This window comes from Actinoplanes sp. NPDC000266, assembly GCF_042899005.1.
GTDB lineage: Bacteria > Actinomycetota > Actinomycetes > Mycobacteriales > Micromonosporaceae > Actinoplanes.
The window spans coordinates 965,775-989,079 of sequence record NZ_JBIAZI010000002.1; the positions used below are offsets into that span (position 1 = coordinate 965,775).

Annotated in this window: 17 protein-coding genes and 1 pseudogene; 14 read left to right on the forward strand and 4 right to left on the reverse strand. The window is 71.8% G+C overall.

Annotated elements, in window-relative coordinates; all coding sequences use genetic code 11:
- Positions 1 to 50: 50 nt before the first annotated feature.
- From ACFY36_RS10710 to glpK, 4 genes and pseudogenes are all read left to right on the forward strand, one after another.
- The gene (locus ACFY36_RS10710) at positions 51 to 1,358 is read left to right on the forward strand and encodes a sensor histidine kinase (protein ID WP_499745690.1); all 1,308 of its coding nucleotides are present in this window, start codon (positions 51 to 53) and stop codon (positions 1,356 to 1,358) included.
- Complete coding sequence (locus ACFY36_RS10715) at positions 1,355 to 2,017, forward strand: response regulator (protein ID WP_499745691.1); 663 nt, start codon at positions 1,355 to 1,357, stop codon at positions 2,015 to 2,017. Before ACFY36_RS10710 ends, ACFY36_RS10715 begins: the two co-directional genes overlap by 4 nt.
- 28 nt (positions 2,018 to 2,045) lie before the next feature.
- A pseudogene (locus ACFY36_RS10720) lies at positions 2,046 to 2,808 on the forward strand (IclR family transcriptional regulator).
- Positions 2,805 to 4,283 (forward strand): glycerol kinase GlpK, encoded by a 1,479-nt coding sequence (glpK, locus tag ACFY36_RS10725; RefSeq protein ID WP_499745692.1) that lies wholly within the window; start codon positions 2,805 to 2,807, stop codon positions 4,281 to 4,283. The pseudogene ACFY36_RS10720 and the gene glpK overlap by 4 nt, the downstream one beginning before the upstream one ends.
- Here the strand turns inward: glpK and ACFY36_RS10730 are convergent.
- On the reverse strand, positions 4,273 to 5,943 hold the full coding sequence (locus ACFY36_RS10730; RefSeq protein WP_499745693.1) for an alpha/beta hydrolase: 1,671 nt from the start codon (positions 5,941 to 5,943) through the stop codon (positions 4,273 to 4,275). The two genes, glpK and ACFY36_RS10730, sit on opposite strands and share 11 nt — an antisense overlap.
- Before the next feature lie 156 nt (positions 5,944 to 6,099).
- Here ACFY36_RS10730 and ACFY36_RS10735 point away from each other — a divergent pair, with 156 nt between their 5' ends.
- The 4 genes from ACFY36_RS10735 to ACFY36_RS10750 are packed head-to-tail and all read left to right on the forward strand — an operon-like array spanning position 6,100 to position 12,340.
- Complete coding sequence (locus ACFY36_RS10735; protein ID WP_499745694.1) at positions 6,100 to 6,801, forward strand: class I SAM-dependent methyltransferase; 702 nt, start codon at positions 6,100 to 6,102, stop codon at positions 6,799 to 6,801.
- A 17-nt stretch (positions 6,802 to 6,818) separates the two neighbouring features.
- Positions 6,819 to 7,862, forward strand: coding sequence for a GGDEF domain-containing protein (locus ACFY36_RS10740; RefSeq protein ID WP_499745695.1), 1,044 nt, complete (start codon positions 6,819 to 6,821; stop codon positions 7,860 to 7,862).
- Positions 7,863 to 7,890: 28 nt separating this feature from the next.
- On the forward strand, positions 7,891 to 9,306 hold the full coding sequence (gene argG / locus ACFY36_RS10745; RefSeq protein ID WP_499745696.1) for an argininosuccinate synthase: 1,416 nt from the start codon (positions 7,891 to 7,893) through the stop codon (positions 9,304 to 9,306).
- A gap of 34 nt (positions 9,307 to 9,340) precedes the next feature.
- Positions 9,341 to 12,340, forward strand: a complete 3,000-nt coding sequence (locus ACFY36_RS10750) for an AfsR/SARP family transcriptional regulator (protein WP_499745697.1) — start codon at positions 9,341 to 9,343, stop codon at positions 12,338 to 12,340.
- On the opposite strand, the gene ACFY36_RS10755 is transcribed toward ACFY36_RS10750, so the two are convergent.
- Both ACFY36_RS10755 and ACFY36_RS10760 read right to left on the reverse strand, forming a co-directional pair.
- The gene (locus ACFY36_RS10755) at positions 12,316 to 12,870 is read right to left on the reverse strand and encodes a dihydrofolate reductase family protein (protein WP_499745698.1); all 555 of its coding nucleotides are present in this window, start codon (positions 12,868 to 12,870) and stop codon (positions 12,316 to 12,318) included. The genes ACFY36_RS10750 and ACFY36_RS10755 overlap by 25 nt on opposite strands.
- Positions 12,871 to 12,906: 36 nt before the next feature.
- A complete protein-coding gene (locus ACFY36_RS10760) occupies positions 12,907 to 13,974 on the reverse strand; it encodes a GAF domain-containing protein (RefSeq protein WP_499745699.1) in 1,068 nt (355 codons plus the stop codon).
- Between the two features lie 87 nt (positions 13,975 to 14,061).
- Between ACFY36_RS10760 and ACFY36_RS10765 the strand changes: the two genes are divergently transcribed.
- The 6 genes from ACFY36_RS10765 to ACFY36_RS10790 all read left to right on the forward strand — a co-directional run bounded on the left by ACFY36_RS10765 (position 14,062) and on the right by ACFY36_RS10790 (position 22,257).
- Positions 14,062 to 15,678, forward strand: a complete 1,617-nt coding sequence (locus ACFY36_RS10765) for a SulP family inorganic anion transporter (protein ID WP_499745700.1) — start codon at positions 14,062 to 14,064, stop codon at positions 15,676 to 15,678.
- Positions 15,679 to 15,815: 137 nt separating this feature from the next.
- Positions 15,816 to 17,042 carry an ABC transporter substrate-binding protein gene (locus ACFY36_RS10770; protein WP_499745701.1) on the forward strand — a complete coding sequence of 409 codons (1,227 nt, stop codon included), beginning with the start codon at positions 15,816 to 15,818 and terminating at the stop codon, positions 17,040 to 17,042.
- Positions 17,039 to 18,958: an ABC transporter permease subunit gene (locus tag ACFY36_RS10775; protein ID WP_499745702.1), complete on the forward strand. Its 1,920-nt coding sequence runs from the start codon at positions 17,039 to 17,041 to the stop codon at positions 18,956 to 18,958. Before ACFY36_RS10770 ends, ACFY36_RS10775 begins: the two co-directional genes overlap by 4 nt.
- Entirely contained in the window at positions 18,955 to 19,704 is a 750-nt protein-coding gene (locus ACFY36_RS10780; RefSeq protein WP_499745703.1) for an ABC transporter ATP-binding protein, read from the forward strand. Before ACFY36_RS10775 ends, ACFY36_RS10780 begins: the two co-directional genes overlap by 4 nt.
- On the forward strand, positions 19,697 to 20,386 hold the full coding sequence (locus ACFY36_RS10785) for an ABC transporter ATP-binding protein (RefSeq protein ID WP_499745704.1): 690 nt from the start codon (positions 19,697 to 19,699) through the stop codon (positions 20,384 to 20,386). The genes ACFY36_RS10780 and ACFY36_RS10785 overlap by 8 nt, the downstream gene beginning before the upstream one ends.
- Positions 20,386 to 22,257: a GMC family oxidoreductase N-terminal domain-containing protein gene (locus tag ACFY36_RS10790; RefSeq protein WP_499745705.1), complete on the forward strand. Its 1,872-nt coding sequence runs from the start codon at positions 20,386 to 20,388 to the stop codon at positions 22,255 to 22,257. Before ACFY36_RS10785 ends, ACFY36_RS10790 begins: the two co-directional genes overlap by 1 nt.
- On the opposite strand, the gene ACFY36_RS10795 is transcribed toward ACFY36_RS10790, so the two are convergent.
- Entirely contained in the window at positions 22,254 to 23,261 is a 1,008-nt protein-coding gene (locus ACFY36_RS10795; protein WP_499745706.1) for a hypothetical protein, read from the reverse strand. The two genes, ACFY36_RS10790 and ACFY36_RS10795, sit on opposite strands and share 4 nt — an antisense overlap.
- Positions 23,262 to 23,305 lie beyond the last annotated feature (44 nt).

A 23,305-nucleotide genomic window follows, 5' to 3' on the forward strand; every position in this document is an offset into this window, starting at 1 on the left:
TAGTCCAGAGGTTGATGCGTACGCTCGACCGGCCCGGACACAATGAGCGGATGCCGCACCTGCTCGCGCGGGCTTTCCGCCGCTCCGGCCCGCAGCCACGGATGACCCGCCGCAACTGGGTCTTCGACGGGCTGCTGGTCGTGGCGTTCGTCGTGGTGGCGCTCAGCGGGACCAACATCACCGAGCATCTGTTCGACACCACCAACGACGTGGCGATGATGGTGCCGCCGCCGGACCTTCCCGATCTCCCCGATTTCCCCGATCCTCCGAAACCGGCGGAACGCGGGCAGGTTCCGGTCGACCCGTGGGGGAACGACCTGCGCGAGATACGCGACCCGCAGAGCCCGGGCTGGATCGCCATCGCCGCGATCCTGCCGCTGCTCCTGCGGCGCCGCTATCCCCTGGCCACCCTCTCGGTCATCCTCGGCATCACGGTGCTGTCGCTGCACGGCGTCGAGCCGAGCACCGACATCCTGCGCGTCTCCTTCTACGCCTGCGTGATCGCCGGGTACACCGCCGCCGCGTACAGCCCCTATCGGCTGTGGGCGCTGGCCGCGCTTCCGGTGGCGGCGCTGCTGTACAGCTCGTTCCCCGACCTGGCGGTGCCGATCGTGCCGGTGGGCTGGGTGCCGTTCCTGGTGCTGCTGCCGATCGGGCTGGCCGTGCACGGCATGCGCACCTGGCGTGAGCGGGCCGACCGGCTGCGTCAGGAACGCGCCGACGCGACGCGGGAGGCAGCCCGCCAGGAACGCGCCCGCATCGCCCGCGAGCTGCACGACATCGTCACCCACAACGTGTCCATGATGGTGATCCAGGCCGGCGCCGCCCGTAAGGTCCTCGACGCGGCGCCCGAGGCCGCCCGTGACGCCCTGCTCGCGGTGGAGGAGGGCGGTCGCGCGGCGCTCGGTGAGCTCCGCGGCGTCATGGGCCTGCTGTCCGCGGCCGACGACGAGGACGATCTCACCCCGCAGCCCGGCCTGGCCCAGCTGCCACCGCTGATCGACCGGGTCCGCGACGCCGGCGTCGACGTCGACGTCACCACCAGCGGCGACCCCTACCCGCTGCCGGCCGGCCTGGAGCTCGCGGCCTACCGCGTCGTGCAGGAGGCTCTCACCAACACCGTGAAGCACGCGTCCGGGGCCAGCGCCACGGTCGACGTCGCGTATGCGCCGGACGGGCTGCGCATCACCGTCACCGACACCGGCGGCCGCCCGGCCCCGGACGCCGCCACGTCCACGGGCCGCGGGCTGGCCGGCCTGCGTGAGAGACTCGCCGTCTACGGCGGCACCCTGCAGGCCGCCACCCGCCTGACCGGCGGCTACCGCGTCCATGCCCGGCTTCCCCTGGAGACCCCATGAACACAGTGCCGTTGCGGGTCGTGATCGCCGACGACCAGGCGCTGGTGCGGGCCGGTTTCCGGATGATCCTGGCCGCGGACGGCATCGACGTGGTCGCCGAGGCCGAGAACGGCGCCGAGGCGGTCGAGGCGGTCCGGCGGTCCGGGCCCGACGTGGTCCTCATGGACATCCGCATGCCGGACATGGACGGCATCGAGGCCACCCGCCGCATCCTGGCCGCCGCCGTCCCGCCCCGGGTCATCATGCTGACCACGTTCGACCTCGACAACTACGTCTACGCGGCCCTGGGCCTGGGCGCCAGCGGCTTCCTGCTGAAGGACGTCACCCCGGAATATCTGGTCGCGGCGGTGCGGATCGTCCGCGACGGCGACGCGCTGCTCGCCCCGAGCATCACCCGCCGCCTGGTCGAGCGTTTCACCACGCCCGAGCCCCGCGACTCGCCCCTGCACCGCGACCTGACCGCGCTCACGCCGCGCGAGCGCGAGGTGCTGACCCTGCTCGCGCAGGGCCTGAGCAACGTCGAGATCGCCGGGCGCCTCTTCCTGTCCGAGGCGACGGTGAAGACCCACGTGGCCCGCATCCTGGCCAAGCTGGGTCTGCGCGACCGGGTCCAGGCGGTGGTCGTCGCCTACGAGACCCGGCTGGTCACGCCGTCCTGAGCCCGGAATCCGTGCGACAATGCCGCACGTGCCCGGCATGATTCAGTCCGTCGAGCGGTCGTCGGCCGTGTTGCGCCTGCTCGCGGCCGGTCCGGCTGCGGGTGAAAGAGGTCGCGGACGCGCTCGGGCTGCCCAAGTCGACCGCGCACAGCATCCTGCGCACGCTTGAGCACGTGGGCTTCGCCGAGCAGGATCCGCGCACCGCGCGCTATCGGCTCGGCCGGGGCCTGCTGGAGCTCGGCCGGGGCGGCATCGACGTGAACGAGCTGCGCTCGCGGGCCCTCGACTGGGCCGACGCGCTGGCCTCGCGCACGGTCGAGTCGGTACGCATCGGGGTCCTGGACGGTGCGGGGGTGAAGGTCATCCACCACGTCTTCCGGCCCGACGACACCAGCCAGTCCATGGACATCGGCCTGGTCATCCCGGCGCATGCGACATCGCTGGGCAAGGTCCTTCTGGCCTACGACGCGCCGGCGGCCGACGCCGCGGTCCGGGGCGGCCTCGACCCGTACACCCGGAAGACCTTGACCGATCGGCGAGGCCTCGCCGCCGCACTGACCGAGATCCGCCGCCAAGGCTGGGGCGATGCGGTCGAGGAATGGGAGCCGGGCCGCGGGGGCATCGCGGCGCCGATCCGCGGCATCGGTGGGCTGGTGGTCGGCGCGATCGGCATCTACGGTCCGGTCGAACGCGTCTGCGATGCCCGGCTGCGCCCCCGCCCGGCCCTCGTGGCCCAGGTGTGCGCCACCGCCGAGTCGATCAGCCGGGACCTGACCGGCCCGCGCTCATGACCGAGCGCTACATCCTGGCCATCGACCAGGGGACCACCTCGACGCGGTGCATCCTCTTCGATCGGCGGGCGACCGTCGTGGCCGTCGCCCGGGCCGAACATCCGCAGAGCTTCCCGAAGCCCGGGTGGGTGGAGCACGACGCGGCGCGGATCTGGCGGGACACCCAGAAACTGATCAAGCGGGTGATGGCGTCGGCCGGGATCGGGGCGTCCCAGGTCGCCGCGATCGGCATCGCCAACCAGCGGGAGACCGCCGTGGTGTGGGACCGCGGGACCGGGGTGCCGGTGGCGCCGGCGATCGTCTGGCAGGACACCCGGACGTCCGCGCTCGTCTCCGCGCTGGACGCCGGCTTCGTCCGGGAGCGGACCGGCCTGCCGCCGGCCACGTATTTCTCCGCGCCCAAGGTGCAGTGGCTGCTCGACCACACGCCGGGGCTGCGGGCCCGCGCGGAGAAGGGCGAGGTGCTCTTCGGGACGATGGACAGCTGGCTGATCTGGAACCTGACCGGCGGCCGGCACCACCTCACCGACGTCACCAACGCCGCCCGCACGATGCTGATGGACCTGACGACGCTGCGCTGGGATGCTTCCCTCGTCGATGTGTGCACGATCCCACACGCGATGCTCCCGGAGATCCGGTCCTCGTCCGAGGTCTACGGGGCGGCCGACTCGGTGCTGCCGGGCGTGCCCATCGCGGCCGCCATGGGCGACCAGCAGGCCGCGCTGTTCGGGCAGACGTGCTTCGCGCCCGGCGACGTCAAATGCACGTACGGCACTGGTGGTTTCCTGCTCATGAACACCGGCTCGACGCCGGTGCGGTCGACGCACGGGCTGCTGACCACGGTGGGTTACCGGATCGGGAACGAGCCGGTGGCGTACGCCCTGGAAGGGTCCATCGCCGTCGCCGGATCACTCGTGCAGTGGATGCGCGACGGGCTCGGGCTGATCGGCACCGCCTCGGAGATCGAGACCCTGGCCGGCGCCGTCGCCGACAACGGCGGCTGCTACATCGTGCCCGCCTTCTCCGGCCTGTTCGCGCCGCACTGGCGCAGCGAGGCGCGCGGTGTGATCGTCGGCCTCACCTCGTACATCACCAAGGGTCATCTGGCCCGGGCCGTGCTCGAGGCCACCGGCTGGCAGACCCGCGAGGTGGTCGACGCGATGAACGCCGACTCCGGTCTCGCCCTGACCACGCTCAACGTGGACGGCGGGATGACCTCCGACAACCTGCTCATGCAGATCGTCGCGGACGTGCTGGACGTGCCGGTCGTACGGCCGATGGTGGCCGAGACGGTGTCGCTGGGCGCCGCCTACGCGGCCGGGCTGGCCGTCGGATATTGGTCCGACCTGCAGGACCTGCGCAACAACCGGCACCGAGCGGGCCGGTGGCTCTCGGCCATGGACGCCGATCGGCGCGCCGCCGAATATACGAGGTGGCGGCGCGCCGTCGACTGCGCGGTGTTGTTCAGCTCCTGAACTGCTCGCTGTGCAGGGCGAAGGAGCGGTCGAGCTCGGGCATCCAGTACGAATCCGCGTGGTTGCCGGGGCCGAGCTGGTAGTCGTGCTTCACGCCCTTCGAGGCCAGGGCCACGCTCATGTTCCGGGCCGCGGTGCCGAAGCCGTACTCGTCGGAATCTCCGCCGTCGAAGTAATAGGTGTGCCGGTTGAGCTCGGCCGCCGTCATCGACTGCACCAGCTTGATCGGCTGGAGGTACGCGTTGGCGGCGCGCTCCTCGGCCGTGCCGACCAGCGGGGCCAGGCTCAGCGCGCCGATGTGGCTGGCGATCGAGCTGAACAGCTCCGGGTGGGTGAGGCCGAGCGTGAAGGCGCCCTGCCCGCCCATCGACACGCCGGTGACGCCGCGGTGCTCGCGGTCGGGAATCGTGCGGTAGACCCGGTCGACCATCGGCAGCACCTCCTTGACGATCATCGACTTGTAGTTGCCGGCCGACGTGTCGACGTACCAGCCGCTGCCGCCGTCCGGGAAGACCACGATCATCTCCTCGAGGCCCTTGTCCTTGATCAGCTTGTCGAGGACGGTGCCCATGTCACGGGCCTCCCACTCGATGTTGCTGCCGTTGAACCCGTTGAGCATGTAGACGACCGGGAAGCGCTTCGCGGTCGTACGGGTGTAGCCCACCGGCAGGTAGACGTTGAACTGGACGCGCTTGTTCATCGCCGTCGAGACGTAGCTGTCGCGGAAGAACCGGGACTGGTCGCCCAGCTCGACGCCCTTGCGGGGGTCGAAGTGCAGGAACTCACGCGTGGGCGGCAGCAGCTCGGTGCCGTCGGTCGCGGTCCAGGCGCGGATGGTGTCGACGACGATGCGGCCCTTGTCGTCGACGAAGACCTCGGCCTGGGCGTCGGTCAGCCTGACCCGCTTGTTCCAGGCCTTGATCTCGGAGAGCCGCCTCGCCGTCGTGTCGCCCTGGTGGAAGAAATCCTTGGACAGGGTCGAGGCGTACGTCCTGAGGTCGCCGGCGGCGATGGCCCGGTGTTGCTTGGTGAGCAGCGCGCAGGCGTACGCCAATTGGCTCTTGCTCGCGGCTTTGCCCCCGCGGAAATGCGCTTTGGTGTAAAGGCCGACCGGCCCGGCGTAGAAGCCGCCGCCACCGGTGCCGTCGTAGACCCGGACCGCGATGGTGTTGACGCCGCCCCAATTCAGCAGCCCGTCGGCCGGGTAATACTCGCGCGGCACCTCCCAGGTGGAGTCGAACGCGGGCGGGAATCCCCCGGTGCGGCCGATCTCGGTGCCGTTGAGGAAGGTCTGGTCGGCGTCGTCGATCTGGCCGAGGGTCGCCATGACCGCCGAATCGGTGACGCCGGACGGGCGCGCGGGCAGGGTGAAGGTCTTGCGATACCACGCGAAGCCGTCGTAGTTCTTCAGATCGGCCTCGTTGTTCCAGTTGTCGGGCACGCTCCACGATTTCCACGCGGCGTCGTCGAACGACGGGGCGGCCCAGGCGACGTCGTCGCCGGTGGTGAACTTCCAGCCGTCGCCGGCCAGATCGAATCCATAGTCGACCGAGCCGGTGGTGGCACAAGAGGTATCGGCCAGCGCCGGCTCCCCGGACGAGACGACCACCCCGCCGGCGAGAATCAGGGCGAGGAGCGCGCGAGAAAGTTTGCGAGACATTCGACCGCCTGAACAAAGTCAAACACGAAACATGATGGACGCACACTCGCAACAATCCCAATCTCTGTCAATGGCCTTGACTCGAGTTGAGGATCCTTGTTCGATCATGTTTGATATTCGCCTTCCCCGCGCTTTCGAAAGCCTTAACATGTCGTGGTGGACAGCACGGAAATTCAAAAGCTGATCGCCCTCGAAGATCGACACTGGTGGTACCGGGAAAGGCGGGCGCTTCTCGCCCGCAATCTGCGCCGATTGCCCGGAGCTCCCGGAACGGCCCTGGACATCGGCGCCGCGGGCGGCGGGAACACGCGCGTGCTGCAGAAACACCATTGGTCCCCGATCGCCGTCGAATACGGCCACGACGGCGCCGCGGCGGCCCGGAAACGCGCATTACCCACCGTGCGCGGAGATGGCCGTCATCTCCCCTTCCGGTCGGACTCGGTAGACCTTGTCGTCGCATTCGACGTTCTCGAACACATTGACGACGATGAGCGGGTTGTCGCCGAAATGCGCCGGGTTCTGCGCCCCGGCGCCAGCGCGCTGATCACCGTGCCGTGCGACATGAAGCTGTGGTCGGCCCACGACGTCGCGGTCGGCCACCTGCGGCGCTATACGCGCGACACCCTGCGCACGGTCCTGGAGAACGGCGGCCTGCGGGTCGAACGGCTCTGGAGCTGGAACGTGCTGTTGCGCCCGGGCGCGGCGTACACCCGCAAGAGGTCCACCAGCAGCGACCTGCGCAAGATGAACCCGCTGGTCAACGCGGCCCTGAGCGCCGTCATCGTGACCGAGCGCTTCCTGCCGGTGCAGTCGCTGCCCGGCGTCTCCCTGATGGCCCGGGCGGTCCGCGACGCCTGACGGCATCGGGCACCCGCATGGACAACGATCTGGAGCACCGTCGCGCCCTGGAACGGGTCGCGCTGTGGTCCCGGGCCTGCGTGATGGTGCTGGTCGGTGTCGTCGTGGCCGGGACGCCGGACGACATCCGCTGGACCACCGGCTGGCAGCCGGCCCTGTGGCAGGTGGCGTCGGTGATCGGCGGGCAGCTGATCGCGGCCATGACTCTGGCCGTCGTCCGGCTGCGGCACGCCGCGGACGGCCGATTTCGATGGGTGGCCGGGGCGCAGACCGTGTTCGACGTCCTGGCGGTGGCGACGCCGATGCTGGTCATCGACAGCGTGGCCGGCGTTCCGGTGTGGCCGACCGCGGTGCTCGCCCTCATGTCCGCCGCCACCCGGCACAAGCTCACCGGCGTGCTGATCGCCTGGGCCGTGGTGTCGGCCGCCCTCGTCGCCGGGGTCCTGCTCGGCCACGGCGGGCCCGGCACGCCGCACGGGGCCGGCGTCGCGCTGGCCGTCGTCGTCCTGCTCGTCACCGCGGCCACCGCCGGCGTGCAGGCGAGCAGCCTCGACCGGTACGTCACCGAGCTGCACCGGGCCCGGTCGGCCATGGCCCGCCAGGCCCGCACCGACGCGCTGACCGGGGTGGCCAACCGGCTGGCCCTCGACGAATACGAGGCGGCCCGGCCGGACGGCGAGGTGAGCCTGGTGCTGCTCGACCTCGACGGCTTCAAGGAGGTCAACGACACCCACGGCCACCACGCCGGAGACGTGCTGCTGAAGACCGTCGCCGAGCGCCTGCGGAACCGGCTGCGGGCCGAGGACCTCCTCGTCCGGCTCGGCGGTGACGAGTTCGTCGTGGTCCTGCCCGGCATGCCGCCCGAGCGGGCCGAGGAGGCGGTCGCGAGCTGGACGCGGGCGGTCGCCGACCCGGTCGAGATCGGCGGCGGCACGGTACGAGTCGGTGTCAGCGCCGGCGTCGCCCATCGCCCGATCGGTGAGACTTCCGGCCTCGCGGAGCTGCTCCGTACGGCTGACCGGCGTATGTATCGCGACAAGCGCGGCCGCCGCTTTGCATGAAAATGCGGATCGGTGCATAATCTGACCCGTGACCAAGGTTCTGTCCTCTCTCCCGGTCGGCCAGCGGGTCGGCATCGCCTTCTCCGGTGGCCTCGACACGTCGGTCGCGGTCGCGTGGATGCGTGAAAAGGGCGCCGTGCCCTGCGCGTACACCGCCGAGATCGGCCAGTACGACGAGCCCGACGTGACCTCCGTGCCCGACCGCGCGCTGGCCTACGGCGCCGAGGTGGCCCGGCTCGTGGACTGCCGCTCGGCCCTCGTCGAGGAAGGGCTCGCCGCGCTCGCCTGCGGCGCGTTCCACATCCGCTCCGGCGGCAAGACCTACTTCAACACGACGCCGCTGGGCCGGGCCGTCACCGGCACCCTGCTCGTGCGGGCCATGCTGGAGGACCAGGTGCAGATCTGGGGCGACGGCTCGACGTTCAAGGGCAACGACATCGAGCGCTTCTACCGGTACGGCCTGCTGGCCAACCCGTCGCTGCGCATCTACAAGCCGTGGCTCGACAAAGACTTCGTCACCGAGCTCGGCGGGCGCAAGGAGATGAGCGAGTGGCTGCTCGCCCACGACCTGCCCTATCGTGACTCGACCGAAAAGGCGTATTCGACCGACGCCAACATCTGGGGCGCCACCCACGAGGCCAAATCGCTGGAACACCTCGACACCGGCATCGAGATCGTCGACCCGATCATGGGCGTCCGCTTCTGGGATCCCGACGTGGCGATCGCCAGCGAAGACGTCACCATCGGATTCGTCGAGGGCCGCCCGGTCACGGTGAACGGCAAGGAGTTCGGCTCGCCGGTCGACCTGGTGCTCGAGGCCAACGCGGTCGGCGGCCGCCACGGCCTGGGCATGTCCGACCAGATCGAAAACCGGATCATCGAGGCCAAGAGCCGCGGCATCTACGAGGCGCCCGGCATGGCGCTGCTGCACATCGCGTACGAGCGGCTGGTCAACGCGATCCACAACGAGGACACGGTCACCAGCTACCACACCGAGGGCCGCAAGCTGGGCCGCCTCATGTACGAGGGCCGCTGGCTCGACCCGCAGGCGCTCATGCTCCGCGAGTCGCTGCAGCGCTGGGTCGGCAACGCGGTGACCGGCGAGGTGACCCTGCGGCTGCGCCGCGGCGACGACTACTCGGTGCTCGACACCAAGGGCCCGGCGTTCAGCTACCACCCCGACAAGCTGTCGATGGAGCGGACCGAGACGCCGGCGTTCGCCCCGGCCGACCGGATCGGCCAGCTGACGATGCGCAACCTCGACATCGCCGACTCCCGGGCCAAGCTCGAGCAGTACGCGCTGCTCGGCATGGTCGGCAGCCCGCAGGGCCTGGTCGGCGCGCTGCCGGCCGGCGGCGCCGAGGAGATCGCGTCGCGGGGCGCCGAGTCGGCCGCCGAGGACGCGCTGCTCGACCAGGCCGCCATGGAGTCCGGCACGGACTGAGTGGGGTCGACCCGCGGTCGTAACATGTCCCGCTGTGCGCTTCGGGATCCTCGGACCGCTCGCCGTCACCACCGACGACGGCGAGCCGGTGGTGGTGCCCGGAGCCAAGGTACGGATGCTGCTCGCCGACCTCCTGGCCCACCGCGGTCAGGTGGTCTCCGCGGACCGGCTCATCGACGACCTGTGGGGCGACGACGCGCCGGCCAGCCCGGCGGCCGCCCTCCAGGTGCGCGTGTCGCAGCTGCGCAGGGCGCTCAACGACGCCGAGCCCGGCGCCCGTGACCTGATCGAGTCACGGCCGCCGGGCTACCGGCTGCACGCGACCGATGTCGACGCCGACCGTTTCGCCACGCTGGCCACCGCCACTGCCGCCGCCACCGACGTGGACCGGCTGGGCGAGGCGCTCGCGCTGTGGCGCGGCGAGGCGTACGCCGACATGGCCGACCACGAGTTCACCCGAGCCGAGGCGACCAGGCTGACCGAGCAGCGCCTCGTCGTGCAGGAACGGCTGGCCGAGGCCCGCCTGGCCCGGGGCGAGCACAACCTGGCCGCCGCGTCGCTGGCCGAGCTGGTCGCGCGTCACCCGCTGCGCGAGGGCTTGCGCGCGCTGCAGTTGCGAGCCCTGTACGCGGCGGGCCGGCAGGCCGAGGCCCTGGAAAGTTACGCCGGCTTGCGTTCCCGCCTCGCCGAGGAGTTGGGCCTCGACCCCGGCCCGGAAGTGACCGCCCTCCACCGCCGCATCCTCAACCAGGACCCGACCCTCATAGCGCAGCCCGGAGCGCCGGACGAGTTGATCGGGCGGGACGAGGACCTGGCCGAGCTGCGTGCTCTGGTGCCGGCCGGCCGGCTGCTCACGCTGGTGGGGCCGGGCGGGGTGGGCAAGACCCGGCTCGCCGAAGCCGTCGTGGCTGAGCGGACGGCGCCGGACGGCGTCTCTCTCGTGGAGCTGGCGTCGGTGCCGGCCGTCGGCGCTCGGGTGGCTGAGCGGGTGCTTGAGGCGCTCGGCCTGCATGAAGCGCCGGGTACCGCCGGGGCGGCCGATGATCGGCTGGTGGCGGCGCTGCGGCGGCGGGAGATGCTGCTTGTGCTGGACAACTGCGAGCATGTGGTCGAGGCGGTGGCCGGGCTTGTGGTACGGCTGCTCCGGGAAGCTCCGGGTGTGCGGGTACTGGCCACCAGCCGTGAGCCGCTGGGGCTGAGCGGTGAACGGGTCTGGGAAGTCGGGCCTCTGTCTCTGCCCGGGGAACCGGGGGACGTCGCGGCCGTGCGGCGGTCGGCCTCGGGGCGGCTCTTCGTGGCTCGGGCGGCCGCCCAGCATCGCGGGTTCCGGCTCGACGCCGAGACCGCGCCCGCGGTGACTCAGCTCTGCCGGCGGCTCGATGGGCTGCCGCTCGCCCTTGAACTTGCCGCTACCCGGGTGCGGGCTCTCGGCGTACAGGGAATCGTTGACGGGCTTGACGATCGTTTTCGGCTGCTCACCACTCGGCAACGCGATGTGCCGGAGCGGCAGCGCACACTGACCGCGGTGATCGCCTGGAGCTGGGATCTGCTCGAACCGGCCGATCGGACCGTGCTGGCGCGGCTCTCCGTGTTCCGCGACGGCTGTACGCCCGAGGCCGCCGAGCAGGTGTGTGACGCCGGCCTGGACGCGATCGACCGGCTCGTGGCGCGCTCGCTCGTGGTGGCCGAGGACGGGCCGCGCTATCGGCTGCTGGAGTCGGTTGCCGAGTTCGGCGCCGCGCGGCTTCCCGGCGCCGCCGCGATTCGGGCCCGTCACGCCGCGTACTTCCTCGATCTGGCCGAACGCGCCGATCCCCGGCTGCGCGGGGCCGAGCAGCGAGCGTGGCTGGCGGTTCTCGACGCCGAGCGGGCCAACCTGCGGGCCGCCCTCACCTACGGCGGTGGGCTACGGCTGGCGCTCGCCCTCACCTGGTACTGGTTTCTGCGGGGGCGGCTCAGCGAGGCGCGCCAGGCCCTGGCCACCGCCGGTCCGGCGGAGCAGGAGCGCCTGGCGGCGCCCTGGCGGCTTGGTCTCGCGCTGCTGCAGGGTGAGCCGGTCACTTCGGCCGTACGGGATGTGCCCGCTCCCGATCCGGACGGGCGCTCGGCCTGGTTCGTGGCCCACGCCGTGCTGGACCGGGGTGATCTGACCCTCGCCGCCGAGCTGCTGCCCGAGCGGTACGACGGGCCGTGGACCGAGGCCGCGGTGCTGACATCGCGGGCGATGCTCGCGCACGCGGCCGGTGATCTGAACGCGCTGGAGGCGGCGGCCACGCGCGGTGACGCGCTCTTCGCCGAGCTGGGTGACCAGTGGGGGCGGCTTCGGGCCAGTGACTGGGTCGGTGGCCTGGCCGAGTTCCGCGGTGAGGACGAGCGGGCGGCCGCCGTGCACCGGGAAGGGCTGCGCTGGGCCACCGAGCTTTCGCTGTGGCCCGAGGTCGGCGCCAAACTGTCCTGGCTGGCCTGGCTGGCCGTGCAGGGCGGCGACCACGAGAACGGCCGTGAGCTGGCCGAGCGCGCCTACCGGCTGGCCGTCGAGCAGGGTGCGCCGACCGCCGTCGTTTTCGCCGAGATGAGCCTCGGCATGGCGGCCCGGCGCTCGGGACGGCTCGACCAGGCCGTCACCCACCTGAGCCGGATCGCCGACGAGGGGCGGGTCCAGCCGCAGCCGCCGCCGTACCTGCCGATGATCCTGGTCGAGCTGGGCTACGCCCGGGAGCTCCAGGGCGATCCGGCGGCCGCCTGGGCGCTGCACGTGGAGGCGTACAAGGCCTCGATCGGCTCCACCCGCGACGGCATCGGCGCCGTCGAGGGCATGGCCGCGCTGGCCGAGCCGGCCGCCGCGGCCCGGTTGCTGGGCGCCGCGGCCGCCGCCCGCGCGCAGAACGAGGCCCCGGCCTCCCCGGCCGAGCGGCGTGAGCTCGGCCGGGCGGAACGGCGGGCGGTGGCCGCGCTCGGCCGGGGACGCTTCGACGCCCTGGTGGCCGACGGGGCCGGGCTCACCCTCGATCAGGCGGTCGCCTTCGGGCGATAGGTGGCGACGATGACGCCGTTCGTGAAGACCCGGGTGCCGATCAGTTCGAACATGGCCTTCACGTCGCTCAGCGCGGTGCTGAAACTGGGCACGCCCTCGATGACCGGGTGGATCCAGAACTTCACCTCGTCGACCAGGCCGGCCCGGACGAGCTGGGCGGTCACCGAGCCGTACCCGTACTGAACGATGTCCTGGCCGTTCTCCGCCTTGAGTTTCGTGACCGCCTCGACCAGGTCGCCCGCCAGCACCTCGGTGTTGTTCCAGGAGGGGTCCTTGAGGGTCGTCGACGCCACGTACTTCTTGACGTTGTTGAAGAAGGCGGCGCCGGTGCTGGGGTCGCTCTCGTCCATGGCCGGCCAGGCCTGCGAGAAACCGTCGTAGGTGGCCCGGCCCATGAGCAGCGCGTCGGCGCCGCCGGTGATCTCGCCGGCCACCTCGGCCGCCTCGGCCGCGAAGTACGGCGACGTCCACACCGGGTTGTCGATGACGCCGTCGAGGGTGAGGTATGTGGAGTTGATGAGCTTGCGCATGCCGGGAACGGTGCCCGACGGCCCTTACGGTTTCCTTCAGGTCCGGTTCACGTAGGCGGCCAGGCCGCCCAGCTCCTCGCTGGCGATGAAGACCGACCGCACGCTGATGATGGCCTCCTCCACGTGGTCGGGGCAGCCCCACGCCGCGTCGCCCCACGAATCGGCCAGCTTGATCTCGGCCGGGGCCGGGCAGGGCTGAGGGCCGCCCAGCTGGCAGTGCTCGGGGTGCGGAGCGGCGGCCTGCGCGGCGGCGGCCGCCTTCATCCGGGCGGCGCGCTCCTCGGCCTCACGCGCGGCCGCTTCGGCGCGCTCATCGGCGTGGTGGCGTTCGATGGCCAGGGCCGCGGTGCCGGCGAACACCCGGGCCAGCGCGAGGTCGGCCTCCTCCGGGACGCGCGGCTCGCGGTGGTACATGGCGAACGTGCCGAGCAGGCCACCGTCGCGGTCCAGGATCGGCGTGGACCAGCAGGCGGCCACGCCGGCCCGCCCGGCCAGGTCGCGGAAGTCGTCCCAGAACGGGTCGGAGGCGATGTCGGTGACGATGACCGGCTCCCGCCGGTGGGCCGCGGTGCCGCAGGAGCCGACGCCCTCGCCGGTGGCGATCCCGTCGATCGCCTCGTTGTAGAAGGCGGGCAGGCTCGGCGCGGCGCCGTGGCGCAGGTGCCGGCCGTCGGGGTCGGCGAGCAGCACGGAGACGAACACCTCCCGGGGCGCGAGCGCCTCGATGCTGCGGGCCATCCCGTCCAGCACCTCGGTCAGCGGCGCCTGCCGGGCGATCTGCTCCAGCAGCGCCCGGTGCTCGGCCATCAGCCGCTGGGCCTGCTTGATCTGGGTGGTCTCGACGCCGATCAGATGGACACCGACCACCTCGCCGTCCGCGTTCCGGCGCGGCTCGAAGGTGAAGTCGAAAGAGGCCTTACCGACCAGAACGTCCCGCTGGGTGAGCGGCTCCCCGGAGCGGTAGACCTGGTCCAGCTGGCCCCGCAGGTCCGGCCCGGGGGAGAAACTCCCGGTCTCGATCACATGTTCCGGCCCGGACAGCGACGCGAAGACCGCCGTCGGCCGGCCGAACAACGCCCGCTGGTCCTCGTTCGCCTCTGACATGGACACTTGTCTACCAGCAAGCATTTTCCGGCGCTCATCCGCCCCGCATGATGCCTGGTCCACGGAGCCCCGCCGACAATCACGAGCGTGGTGATCACCGGCCGGGCCCGCAAGGTCCGCAAGGATCTGGTGGCCGGACTGACCGGGGCGATCAGCGGCGTGCCCGACGGCATGGCGGCCAGCGTGCTGGCCGGGGTGAACCCGGCGTTCGGGCTCTACGCCAGCGTCTTCGGCCCGATCGGGGGCGGCCTCACCGCCGGCAGCCGGCTGATGGTCATCACCACGACCAGCGCCGCCGCCGTCGCCGCCGGCTCCGCGCTGGCCGGCGTCCCGGACGCCGACCGGCCCCGGGCGCTGTTCCTGCTGACCCTGATGGCCGGGGCGCTGATGGTCCTGGCCGGGCTGCTCCGGCTCGGGCGCTACCTCCGCTTCGTGCCGCACTCCGTCATGATCGGCTTTCTCTCCGGTGTGGCGGTCAACATCGTCCTGGCCCAGATCCCGATTCTCGCGGGCACCACCGAGAGCGGCCCGCTCGGCCTGCTGCGGCACCTCGACCGGGTGAACGCCGGCGCGCTGCTGGCCGGGCTCTTCGCCCTGGCCGTGCTGGTGGCGTTCCGGCGCACCCGGTTCGGTGCCTACGCGACGCTCGTCGCGCTGATCGTGCCCAGCGTCGCCATCGCGCTCCTCGACGGCTCGGCGCCGGTGGTCGGCGCCATTCCGGGCGGCCTGCCGGCGCCCGTGCTGCCACGTCCGTCGGACTTCTCCCTCAGCCTGCTGGCCGGCGCGTTCGCGGTCGCCCTCGTCGTCCTGGTGCAGGGGTCGGGGGTGAGCGAGTCGGCCCCCAATCCGGACCGGACGCGGGCGGACCCGAACCGCGACTTCCTCGCGCAGGGCGTGGGCAACCTGCTCGCCGGGCTGTTCCGCGGCCAGCCGGTGGGCGGGTCGGTCGGCCGCACGGCGCTGAACGTCGCGGCCGGCGCCGCGGACCGCTGGGCCGCCGTGTTCTCGGGCCTGTGGATGGCCGTACTGCTGCTGCTCTTCTCCGGCCTGGTCGGCGCCGTGGTGATGTCGACCCTGGCCGCGGTGCTCATCGTCGCGGCGATCGGCGCCTTCCGGGCCGCCGATCTGCGGGCGATCGTGCGCACCGGCGCCATCTCCCGGATCGCGGTCGCCGCGACCTTCCTGGCCACGCTGTTCCTGCCGGTGGCGGCCGCGGTCGGGGTCGGCGTCGCCCTGTCGCTGCTCATGCAGCTCAACCGCGAGGCGGCGGACCTGCGGGTGGTACGGCTGACGCCGCGCGACGACGGCGCCTTCGTCGAGCAGCCGGCGCCACGGCACCTGGAGTCAGGCGAGGTGACGTTGCTCGACGTCTACGGAAGCCTGTTCTACGCCGGGGCGCGGACCTTGCAGGCCCGCCTGCCCGACCCGGCGGGCGCCGAGCGGCCGGTGGTGGTCCTGCGGCTGCGCGGCCGCGCCATGCTCGGCGCCACCGCCTTCGCGGTCCTGTCGGACTACGCCGCACGGCTGGCCGACGCCGGCGGACGGCTCTACCTCACCGGCGTCGACCCGGCGGTGCTGCGCCAGCTGCGCCGCAACCGGACGGTCGAGCGGGTGGACGGCGTCCGCGTCTTCGAAGCGACCGACGTGATCGGCGAGTCCAGCCTCGAGGGCTACCACGCGGCACGGCGCTGGCTCGGCTTGTAAATCAGAAATCACTTCTTCTGAGTCGGATTGTCCTGCGTGTTTCCGCAGCTAACCTTATCGACTCTTCCCAATAAGTTACCTCTGAATTACAGTGCCGACATCCCGCAGCTCCTCCCGTCCTTCCGAACGAGGTAGCTATGCAGAGACATCTTTTCGCGCTCGTCGCCGTCCTGGTGACGGTGGCCGGTTGCGGCTCCACGTCGTCCCCCTCCTCCGGCGCGCCGGCGTCGTCCTTATCGAAGCCGCCGATCCTCGTCGGCTTCCTCAACCCGTCCGGCGGGCCGGTCCCCCAGCCCGGGACCGACACCGGGGTCAAGGCAGCGCTGTCCTACATCAACGGTGAGTTCGGTGGCGTCGACGGCCATCCCATCGAGGTCGTCTCGTGCGACACCGACACGACTCCGGAGCGGGCGCAGTCCTGCGCCAACATGTTCATCGAGAAGAAGGTGGTGGCCGTCATGGACGGCTACAACCTGTCGTCCAGCGCGACCCTGCCCGCGCTGACCGCCGCCCAGATCCCGCTGGTCGGCATGATCCCGTTCGACTCGGTGACCGGGGCCAAGGCCGAGAACCGGGTGTTCTTCGCGGCGCCGCAGGCCTCCTTCCTCATCGGCGCGCTCCAGGCCTTCCAGTCCGAGGGCAAGAAGTCGGTCACGCTGGCCCTGGTCGACACCCCCTCCTCGCACCAGACCATCGACACCCTGCTGCCGGTGCTGGCCAAGACGCTCGGCATCGACGCCAAGGGCATCTACTTCTCGCCCACCAACCCCAATTTCACGGCCGTGGCCTCGGCCATCGCCCAGGGCGACCCGGACGTGGGCGGGCTGGTCGCGTCGCCGAGCGAGGCGGTCTGCACGGCGCTGGTCAAGGCGCTGCGGCAGCTCCGGTACGAGGGCGAGATCTTCACCGCCGCGTGCACCGACTACATCAAAGCGGCGCCCGCCCAGGCCGCCGGCGGCGCGCTGTACTCGTCCAACTGGCTGCCCACCGCCGCCACGTACGCACCGCCCGAGGTGCAGGCCGAGCTGAGCCTGGCCGAGAAGTACATCTCGGCCGTGGACGGCGGCACCGCGGGTTACTACGCGATCGGCGAGTTCGCGCTCTTCGTGAACTTCGCGAAGGCCATGGCGGCCGCGACCGAGGCCGGCCTGACCGGCCCCGGGGTGCTGAAGACGCTCAAGGGACTGAAGGACTTCCCGAGCTTCCTCGGCCCGAAGATCACCTGCGGCAGCGCCACATCGCCCAACTGCACCACGCAGATGCTGCTGTTCAGCGTGCGGGACGACGGCTCGACCAAGCCGGTCACCGGCACCTGGATCACGCCGGCGCCGCAGATCCTCGCCGCCATCCCCGGGGCAGCATGAGCCAGGTTCTGCTGTTCGTCACGCTCGGCTTCGCCGCCGGTGCGGTGTACGCGGTGATCGCCGCGTCCATCGTGTCCCTGCACGCGGCCACCGGCGTCCTGAACTTCGCCCACGGATCCCTGGCCCTGTGGGGCGTCTGGGTGGTGGCCGAGGCCCGGACCAGCGGCACGCTCGTGCTGCCGGTCGGCTCGGTGCGGTTCGGCGACCCGGTGCCGGCGTGGCCGGCCGTCGCGCTCGGCGTGCTGAGCGCGGCGGCCCTGGCCCTGGCCGCGCACTGGCTGATCTTCCGGCCGCTGCGCTCCTCGCCGCCGCTGGCCCAGGTGGTGGCCTCGGTCGGGTTGATGCTGGCGATCGCGGCCCTGGTCCCGTTGCGCTTCGACACCGAGGGCAGGCTCGCGCCGGCCCTGCTCACCGAGCGGACGGTGACGGTCGCGGGCGCGGTCGTCAACGTCAGCGACCTGATCCTGCTGGCCGTGGCCCTGATCGTGGCGGCGGCGCTGTCGGCCTACCTCCGGTTCACCCGGTGGGGCGTGGCCACCCGGGCCGGCGCCGAGAACGAGCTCGCGGCCCGGCTGACCGGGCTGTCACCCGACCGGCTGGCCGGCGCCATGTGGGTGCTGACCGGCGCCGCCGCGGCGCTGACGGCGATCCTGTCCGCGCCCACCCTGGGCCTCGATCCACTGGCGTACATGCTCTATGTCCTGCCCGGGCTCGCGGCCGCCCTGCTGGCCCGGCTGACCTCGATCGTCACCGCCTGCCTGGCCGGCCTGGCCATCGGCGTCCTGCAATCGCTGCTGCTGTTGCTCAGCACCATCGACGGCTGGCCGGCGTGGGCCCAGGCCGGCCTGGGCGACGCGGTGCCGTTCCTCCTGGTGATCGTCGCCCTGGTCGTGCTGGGCCGGCGGATCCCGGCCCGGGGAACGCTCGGTACGATCCGCATGCCGGCCGTCGTGCTGCCCCGCCGGCCGGGGCCGGCCGCCCTTCTGCTGACCGGTGCGGCCGCCCTCGCCATCGCCCTGACCTCGGGCAGCTGGCGGTTCGGGGTCGTCACCTCGATCATCATGGCGCTCATCGCCCTGTCGTTGGTCGTCCTCACCGGCTATCTGGGGCAGATCTCGCTCGCCTCGATGGCTTTCGCCGGCAGCGGCGGGTTCATCCTGTCCCGGGCCACGACGGCCTGGCACGTGCCGTTCCCATTGTCGATAGTGCTCGCGGCCGGCGGCGCGACCCTCGTCGGTGTGCTCGTCGGCCTTCCCGCGCTGCGGGTCCGCGGGGCCCAGCTGGCGGTGGTGACGCTGGCCGGCGCGGTCACCGTGCAGCAGCTCGCGCTGGCCAACCCGGCGCTGACCCCCTTCGAGGGCAATCTCATCGCCGGGCCCACACTGCTCGGCCTCGACCTGAACGCCCGCGACGGCACCGATCTGACGACGGCCGCGTTCGCCACCACCGTCGTGGTCATCGTCGGTGTGCTCGCCTTCGCCGTCGTGCGGCTGCTGTCCGGCGCCACCGGGCAGTCGTTCCTGGCCGTGCGGTCCAACGAGCGCGCGGCGGCGAGCGCGGGCATCGACGTGGCCCGGGTCAAGCTGGCCGGGTTCGCCGTCTCGGCCTTCCTGGCCGGGGTGGGCGGATGCCTCATCGGATACAGCCGCTCGCAGCTGTCGGTCGAGTCGTTCGGCGTCGTGGTCGGCCTCAGCGTGCTGTGCATGGCCTACGTCGGCGGGATAACACGGGTCGCCGGGGCCGTCATCGCCGGGCTCATCGCCCCGCTCGGCGTGCTCTACACGCTGCTCACCATCACGCTCGGCCTCGGGCGCTACTACACGCTCATCGCGGCCTGCGCGCTCGTCGTGACCGCGGTGCTGAACCCCACCGGACTGGCCGGCCTGTTCCACCGCCACCGGGAGGCCACGGCATGACCGATCCCCTGCTGGCCACGGCCGGGCTGAGCGTCCACTACGGCGGTGTCGCGGCCAACCGCGACATCACCCTGCACGCCGGCGCGGGCGAGGTGGTCGGCCTGATCGGTCCCAACGGGGCCGGCAAGACCACGTTCGTCGACGCCGTCACCGGGTTCACCGCGTACCGGGGCACGGTCACCGTGGCCGGGCGGAGCGCCGACCGGCTCGCGCCGCACGAGCGCCGGCGGGCCGGCCTGGCCCGCACGTGGCAGGCCGGCGAGCTGTTCACCGACCTGACCGTGCGACAGAACCTCGCGGTCGCCTCCGGCCGGGGTCCGCTGCGCAATCTCTGGGGCGACCTCACCGGCCGTCACGGGCCGGGCCACGACGTCGGCGCGGCGCTGGAGATGTTCGGGCTCCACGGCGACGCCGACCGGCGCCCCGGCGAGCTCGGCCTGGGCCGGCAGAAGATCGTCGGCGTGGCCCGGGCCCTGGTCGGCGCGGTCCGGGTGGTCCTGCTCGACGAGCCGGCGGCCGGGCTCGACACGGACGAGAGCGCCGAGTTCGGCCGCCACGTGCGGGCGATCGCCGAGTCGGGCCGGGCGGTGTTGCTCATCGACCACGACATGACCCTCGTCGCGGACATCTGCGACCGGGTGTACGTCCTGGACTACGGGGCGCTCATCGCCTCGGGCCCGCCTGAGGCCGTGCTGGCCGATCCCGCGGTGCGAACCGCGTACCTCGGGGAGCTGGTCCATGAGTGAGGTGCTGAGCCTGCGCGGCGTCACGGCGGGGTACGCCGGTGCTCCCGCCGTACGAAATCTGGATCTGAAGGTCGCCGAAGGCGAGATCGTGGCCCTGCTGGGGCCGAACGGGGCCGGCAAGACCACCACACTGCTGACCGCGGCCGGCGTCCTGCGGCCGATGTCCGGCGCCGTCACCGCGTTCGGCCGGCCGCTGCACCGGCGGCTGGAACGCAACGCGCGGGCCGGCCTGGTCCTCGTGCCCGATACGAGAGGCATCTTCCACACCCTCACGGTCCGCGAGAACCTCGCCCTCACCCGCAACCCTCGCGGCGCGCTCGACCTGTTCCCGGCGCTGAAACCGATGATGTCCCGCCGGTGTGGCCAGTTGTCCGGCGGGGAGCAGCAGATGCTCGCCATCGCCAAGGCCACCACGGCCCGGCCCCGCATTCTGCTGATCGACGAGATGAGCATGGGGCTGGCCCCGATCGCGGTCCGCAAGCTGCTGCCCGGCATCCGCACGCTGGCCGACCGGCTCGGCGCCGGCATCGTGCTCGTCGAGCAGCACATCGATCTCGCCCTGTCCATCGCCGACCGCGCCGTCGTGCTGCGCCAGGGCCGCGTCGTGCTCACCGGCGGCGCCGCCGAGCTGCGGGCCGACCGGCAGGCCGTCGCCGAGGCGTACTTCTCTGGAGGTATTTGATGGAACTGACCGGCAAGCAGCGGGCCGCCCTGGCGAGCATCTGCGACACCTTCGCGCCCGGCGACGGCGCCGGCGTGCCGTCGGCCAGCGAGCTCGGCGCGGTCGACATCATGGCCGGGCTCGTCCTGACCGATCGCCGCTTCGCGCGGCTGCTGGACGTGTGGATCGCGGTGGGCGGCGCCCGGCGCTTCGCGCGGCGATCGCGGGAGCGCCGTGAGCGGACGCTTCTCGCCCTGGCCGGGTCGCGGTTCGCCCCGCTGTTCCAGGGCCTCAAGGGCGCCGCCACCCTGTCGTACTACATGGCGCCCGGCCCGTCCGGTCACTCCCCCGTGTGGGACGCCATCGGCTATCCCGGCCCGCTCGGCCCCCGTACGGACGCACCTTCGCCTTTGCTGACACCGATCCGCCCGTCCGGCCCTCTCGAGTGGGACTGCGACGTCGTGGTCGTCGGCTCGGGCGCGGGCGGCGGCACCGCGGCGGCCGTCCTCGCCGCCCATGGACTGGACGTCATCGTGGTGGAGAAGGGCGAGTACTACGACGACCGTGACTTCGACGGCGGTGAGCTGTCGGGTCTCTCCCGGTTGTACGCCCCCGGACCGGCCGCCAGCGCCGAAGGCCAGCTGAGCATTCTCCAGGGACAGTGCGTCGGCGGCGGCACGGTGGTCAATTACACGACTTCCTTCCGTACGCCCTCGCACGTCCGCGAGGAGTGGGGCGCGCCGTTCACCACGGACGAGTACGGGCGTTCCCTCGACGCGGTCTGGGCACGGCTCGGCGTCAACCGCGACCACGGCCGGATCTCCTCCCGCGACGCCCTGATGGAACGTGGACTGGAGAAGCTCGGCTGGCACGTCGACGAGATGCCGCGCAACGTCAAGGGCTGCGACACCGGCATCGACTGCGGCCGCTGCGGGCTGGGCTGCCGCCTGGGCGCCAAGCAGTCCACGGCCAAGACATGGCTGGTCGACGCGCAGCGCGCCGGCGCCCGCATCCTCACCGGTGTGGACGTCCGCACTGTTGTTTTAGAGGCGGGCCGAGCCGTCGGCGTCACCGGTGCTCAGGTGACCGTCCGGGCCCGGGCCGTGGTCGCCGCCGCCGGCAGCGTCCAGACCCCCGCCCTGCTGCGCCGCTCCGGCCTGACCAACCCGAACATCGGCCGCCACCTCCACCTGCATCCGGCCACCGGCGTCTGGGGCATCTTCGACGAGGAGGTACGCCCGTGGGAGGGCGGCATGCAGACGCGCTACTCGACCGAACACGCGAACCTGGACGGTCAGGGCCACGGCGTCATCTACGAGACGGCCGCCACCAACCCGGCCACGGCGGTGTCGTTCATGGCATGGACCGGCGCCCGCGCCCACCTGGACCGGATGCGCCAACTGCCCCACCTGAGCGGCGTAGGCGTCATCACCCGGGACCGCGACAGCGGCCGGGTGACGGTGGGCCGCGACGGCGAGCCGGTGGTCCGCTACCGCCTCTCCCCGTACGACGCCGCACACATGCGGGCCGGCATCGAGGGCGCGACCCGCATCGTGGAGGCAGCCGGCGCCCACACCATCTTCTCCGGCCACCAGCGGGGCAACCCGTGGCAGCGGGGCCAGACCCCCATCGACGACTTCATCGAGGCCACAAGGACCCTGGGCACCGCACCCGGCCAGATCGCCATGGCCGCCCTGCACATCATGGGCTCGGCCCGCATGGGCGCCTCCCCGTCGACGTCAGCGGCCAACCCCGACGGCGCCACCTGGGAGATCCCCAACCTGATCATCGCCGACGCCTCGGCGTTCCCGTCGTCCTCGGGCGTCAACCCGATGATCTCGGTGGAGGCGATCGCCCACATGAACGCCGGCCGCCTGGCCGCGACGCTCTAGTAGTTGTGGGCCCAGAGCCAGCTCTTCAAATAGCCGTACTCCTCGCCCGGGAAGAAGAGAGCCCACGCCGAGGCGGGCGCGACATGCTGACCGAGCTCGGCGAAGACAGCCCGGGCCTGTTTACGCCGGCCGGCCAGCGTGAAGAAGAGGGCCACCCATTGCAGACAGGTGGAGAGCAGGACCGGATCGGGGGTGCCGGCCCGCCATTGAGCAACGCACCGGTCCACTTCCTCACCCACTTCGGCCCGGCGGAAATACCGCTGGGCGACCTTGAGGTCACGCTCGGCCCGGGTGTCCCAGAGGAACTCGCGCATGGCGTACTCGAAATGGGCGAACAGCGGAAGAAGCGCCACACCGGAGCCGGCCGGGGCCCCGGCGGCGGCTTCGCGAGCGGTGGCGAACATCAGCTCGTGCGAGCCATACCATTTCTGGCAGCGCAGGCTGACGGCCCGACGGTGCAGATCGAAGTTGTACGGATCCCGGCGGCGCCCTTCCGCATAGAGCTCACCGAACGAGACGGTCATGGCCTCCCGATCGGCGTGCAGAGTGCTCATCATCTCGATCCAGGGCAGCGGATCACGGGACCCGGCCAGCGCCATGGCGTCAAGCCCGCGCTTCGCGGCGGCGGCGGAAAGCTCGTGATAGGTCCGCCCTTGCTGAACGCTGGTGTTGGCGGCCGACGCGAAGCCTCTCGCCTCCCACGCGCGAGCCTCCAAGGTGGCCGCGTCCAGAAGAACAGCCGCCGGATCCGAGGGTTCCTCCTCCAGCCAGGCCACAAGCCACGCGTCATCCTCGGCCGCGGCCTCACTCAGAACACCGAGGCGGCGCCCCCGAAGCGCCCAGTCCTCCCCGGCGCCGGCAAGCACATCACGGGCGGCTCGCCAGTCCCCGTGCCGCACCCGCTCACGAGCCTGACTGAGCGCCAGATCCCCAGCCGTCCCGCCGGGAAGAAACTGAGGCCGGGCCGGCAGAGCCCGGCCAAGCCGGCGCACATAAGAAAGCACCGCGAGATCCTAGATCACCGCCATCGCACGCCAGGCACATGAGC

Excerpts from the sequence above, each read along its gene's own strand:
- glpK (WP_499745692.1), top strand. The coding sequence starts at position 2,805 with ATGACCGAGCGCTACATCCTGGCCATCGACCAGGGGACCACCTCGACG.
- ACFY36_RS10775 (WP_499745702.1), top strand. The coding sequence starts at position 17,039 with ATGAGCCAGGTTCTGCTGTTCGTCACGCTCGGCTTCGCCGCCGGTGCG.
- ACFY36_RS10785 (WP_499745704.1), top strand. The coding sequence starts at position 19,697 with ATGAGTGAGGTGCTGAGCCTGCGCGGCGTCACGGCGGGGTACGCCGGT.
- ACFY36_RS10710 (WP_499745690.1), top strand. The coding sequence starts at position 51 with ATGCCGCACCTGCTCGCGCGGGCTTTCCGCCGCTCCGGCCCGCAGCCA.
- ACFY36_RS10780 (WP_499745703.1), top strand. The coding sequence starts at position 18,955 with ATGACCGATCCCCTGCTGGCCACGGCCGGGCTGAGCGTCCACTACGGC.
- ACFY36_RS10755 (WP_499745698.1), bottom strand. The coding sequence starts at position 12,870 with ATGCGCAAGCTCATCAACTCCACATACCTCACCCTCGACGGCGTCATC.
- ACFY36_RS10740 (WP_499745695.1), top strand. The coding sequence starts at position 6,819 with ATGGACAACGATCTGGAGCACCGTCGCGCCCTGGAACGGGTCGCGCTG.
- ACFY36_RS10730 (WP_499745693.1), bottom strand. The coding sequence starts at position 5,943 with ATGTCTCGCAAACTTTCTCGCGCGCTCCTCGCCCTGATTCTCGCCGGC.
- ACFY36_RS10790 (WP_499745705.1), top strand. The coding sequence starts at position 20,386 with ATGGAACTGACCGGCAAGCAGCGGGCCGCCCTGGCGAGCATCTGCGAC.
- ACFY36_RS10760 (WP_499745699.1), bottom strand. The coding sequence starts at position 13,974 with ATGTCAGAGGCGAACGAGGACCAGCGGGCGTTGTTCGGCCGGCCGACG.
- ACFY36_RS10715 (WP_499745691.1), top strand. The coding sequence starts at position 1,355 with ATGAACACAGTGCCGTTGCGGGTCGTGATCGCCGACGACCAGGCGCTG.
- ACFY36_RS10770 (WP_499745701.1), top strand. The coding sequence starts at position 15,816 with ATGCAGAGACATCTTTTCGCGCTCGTCGCCGTCCTGGTGACGGTGGCC.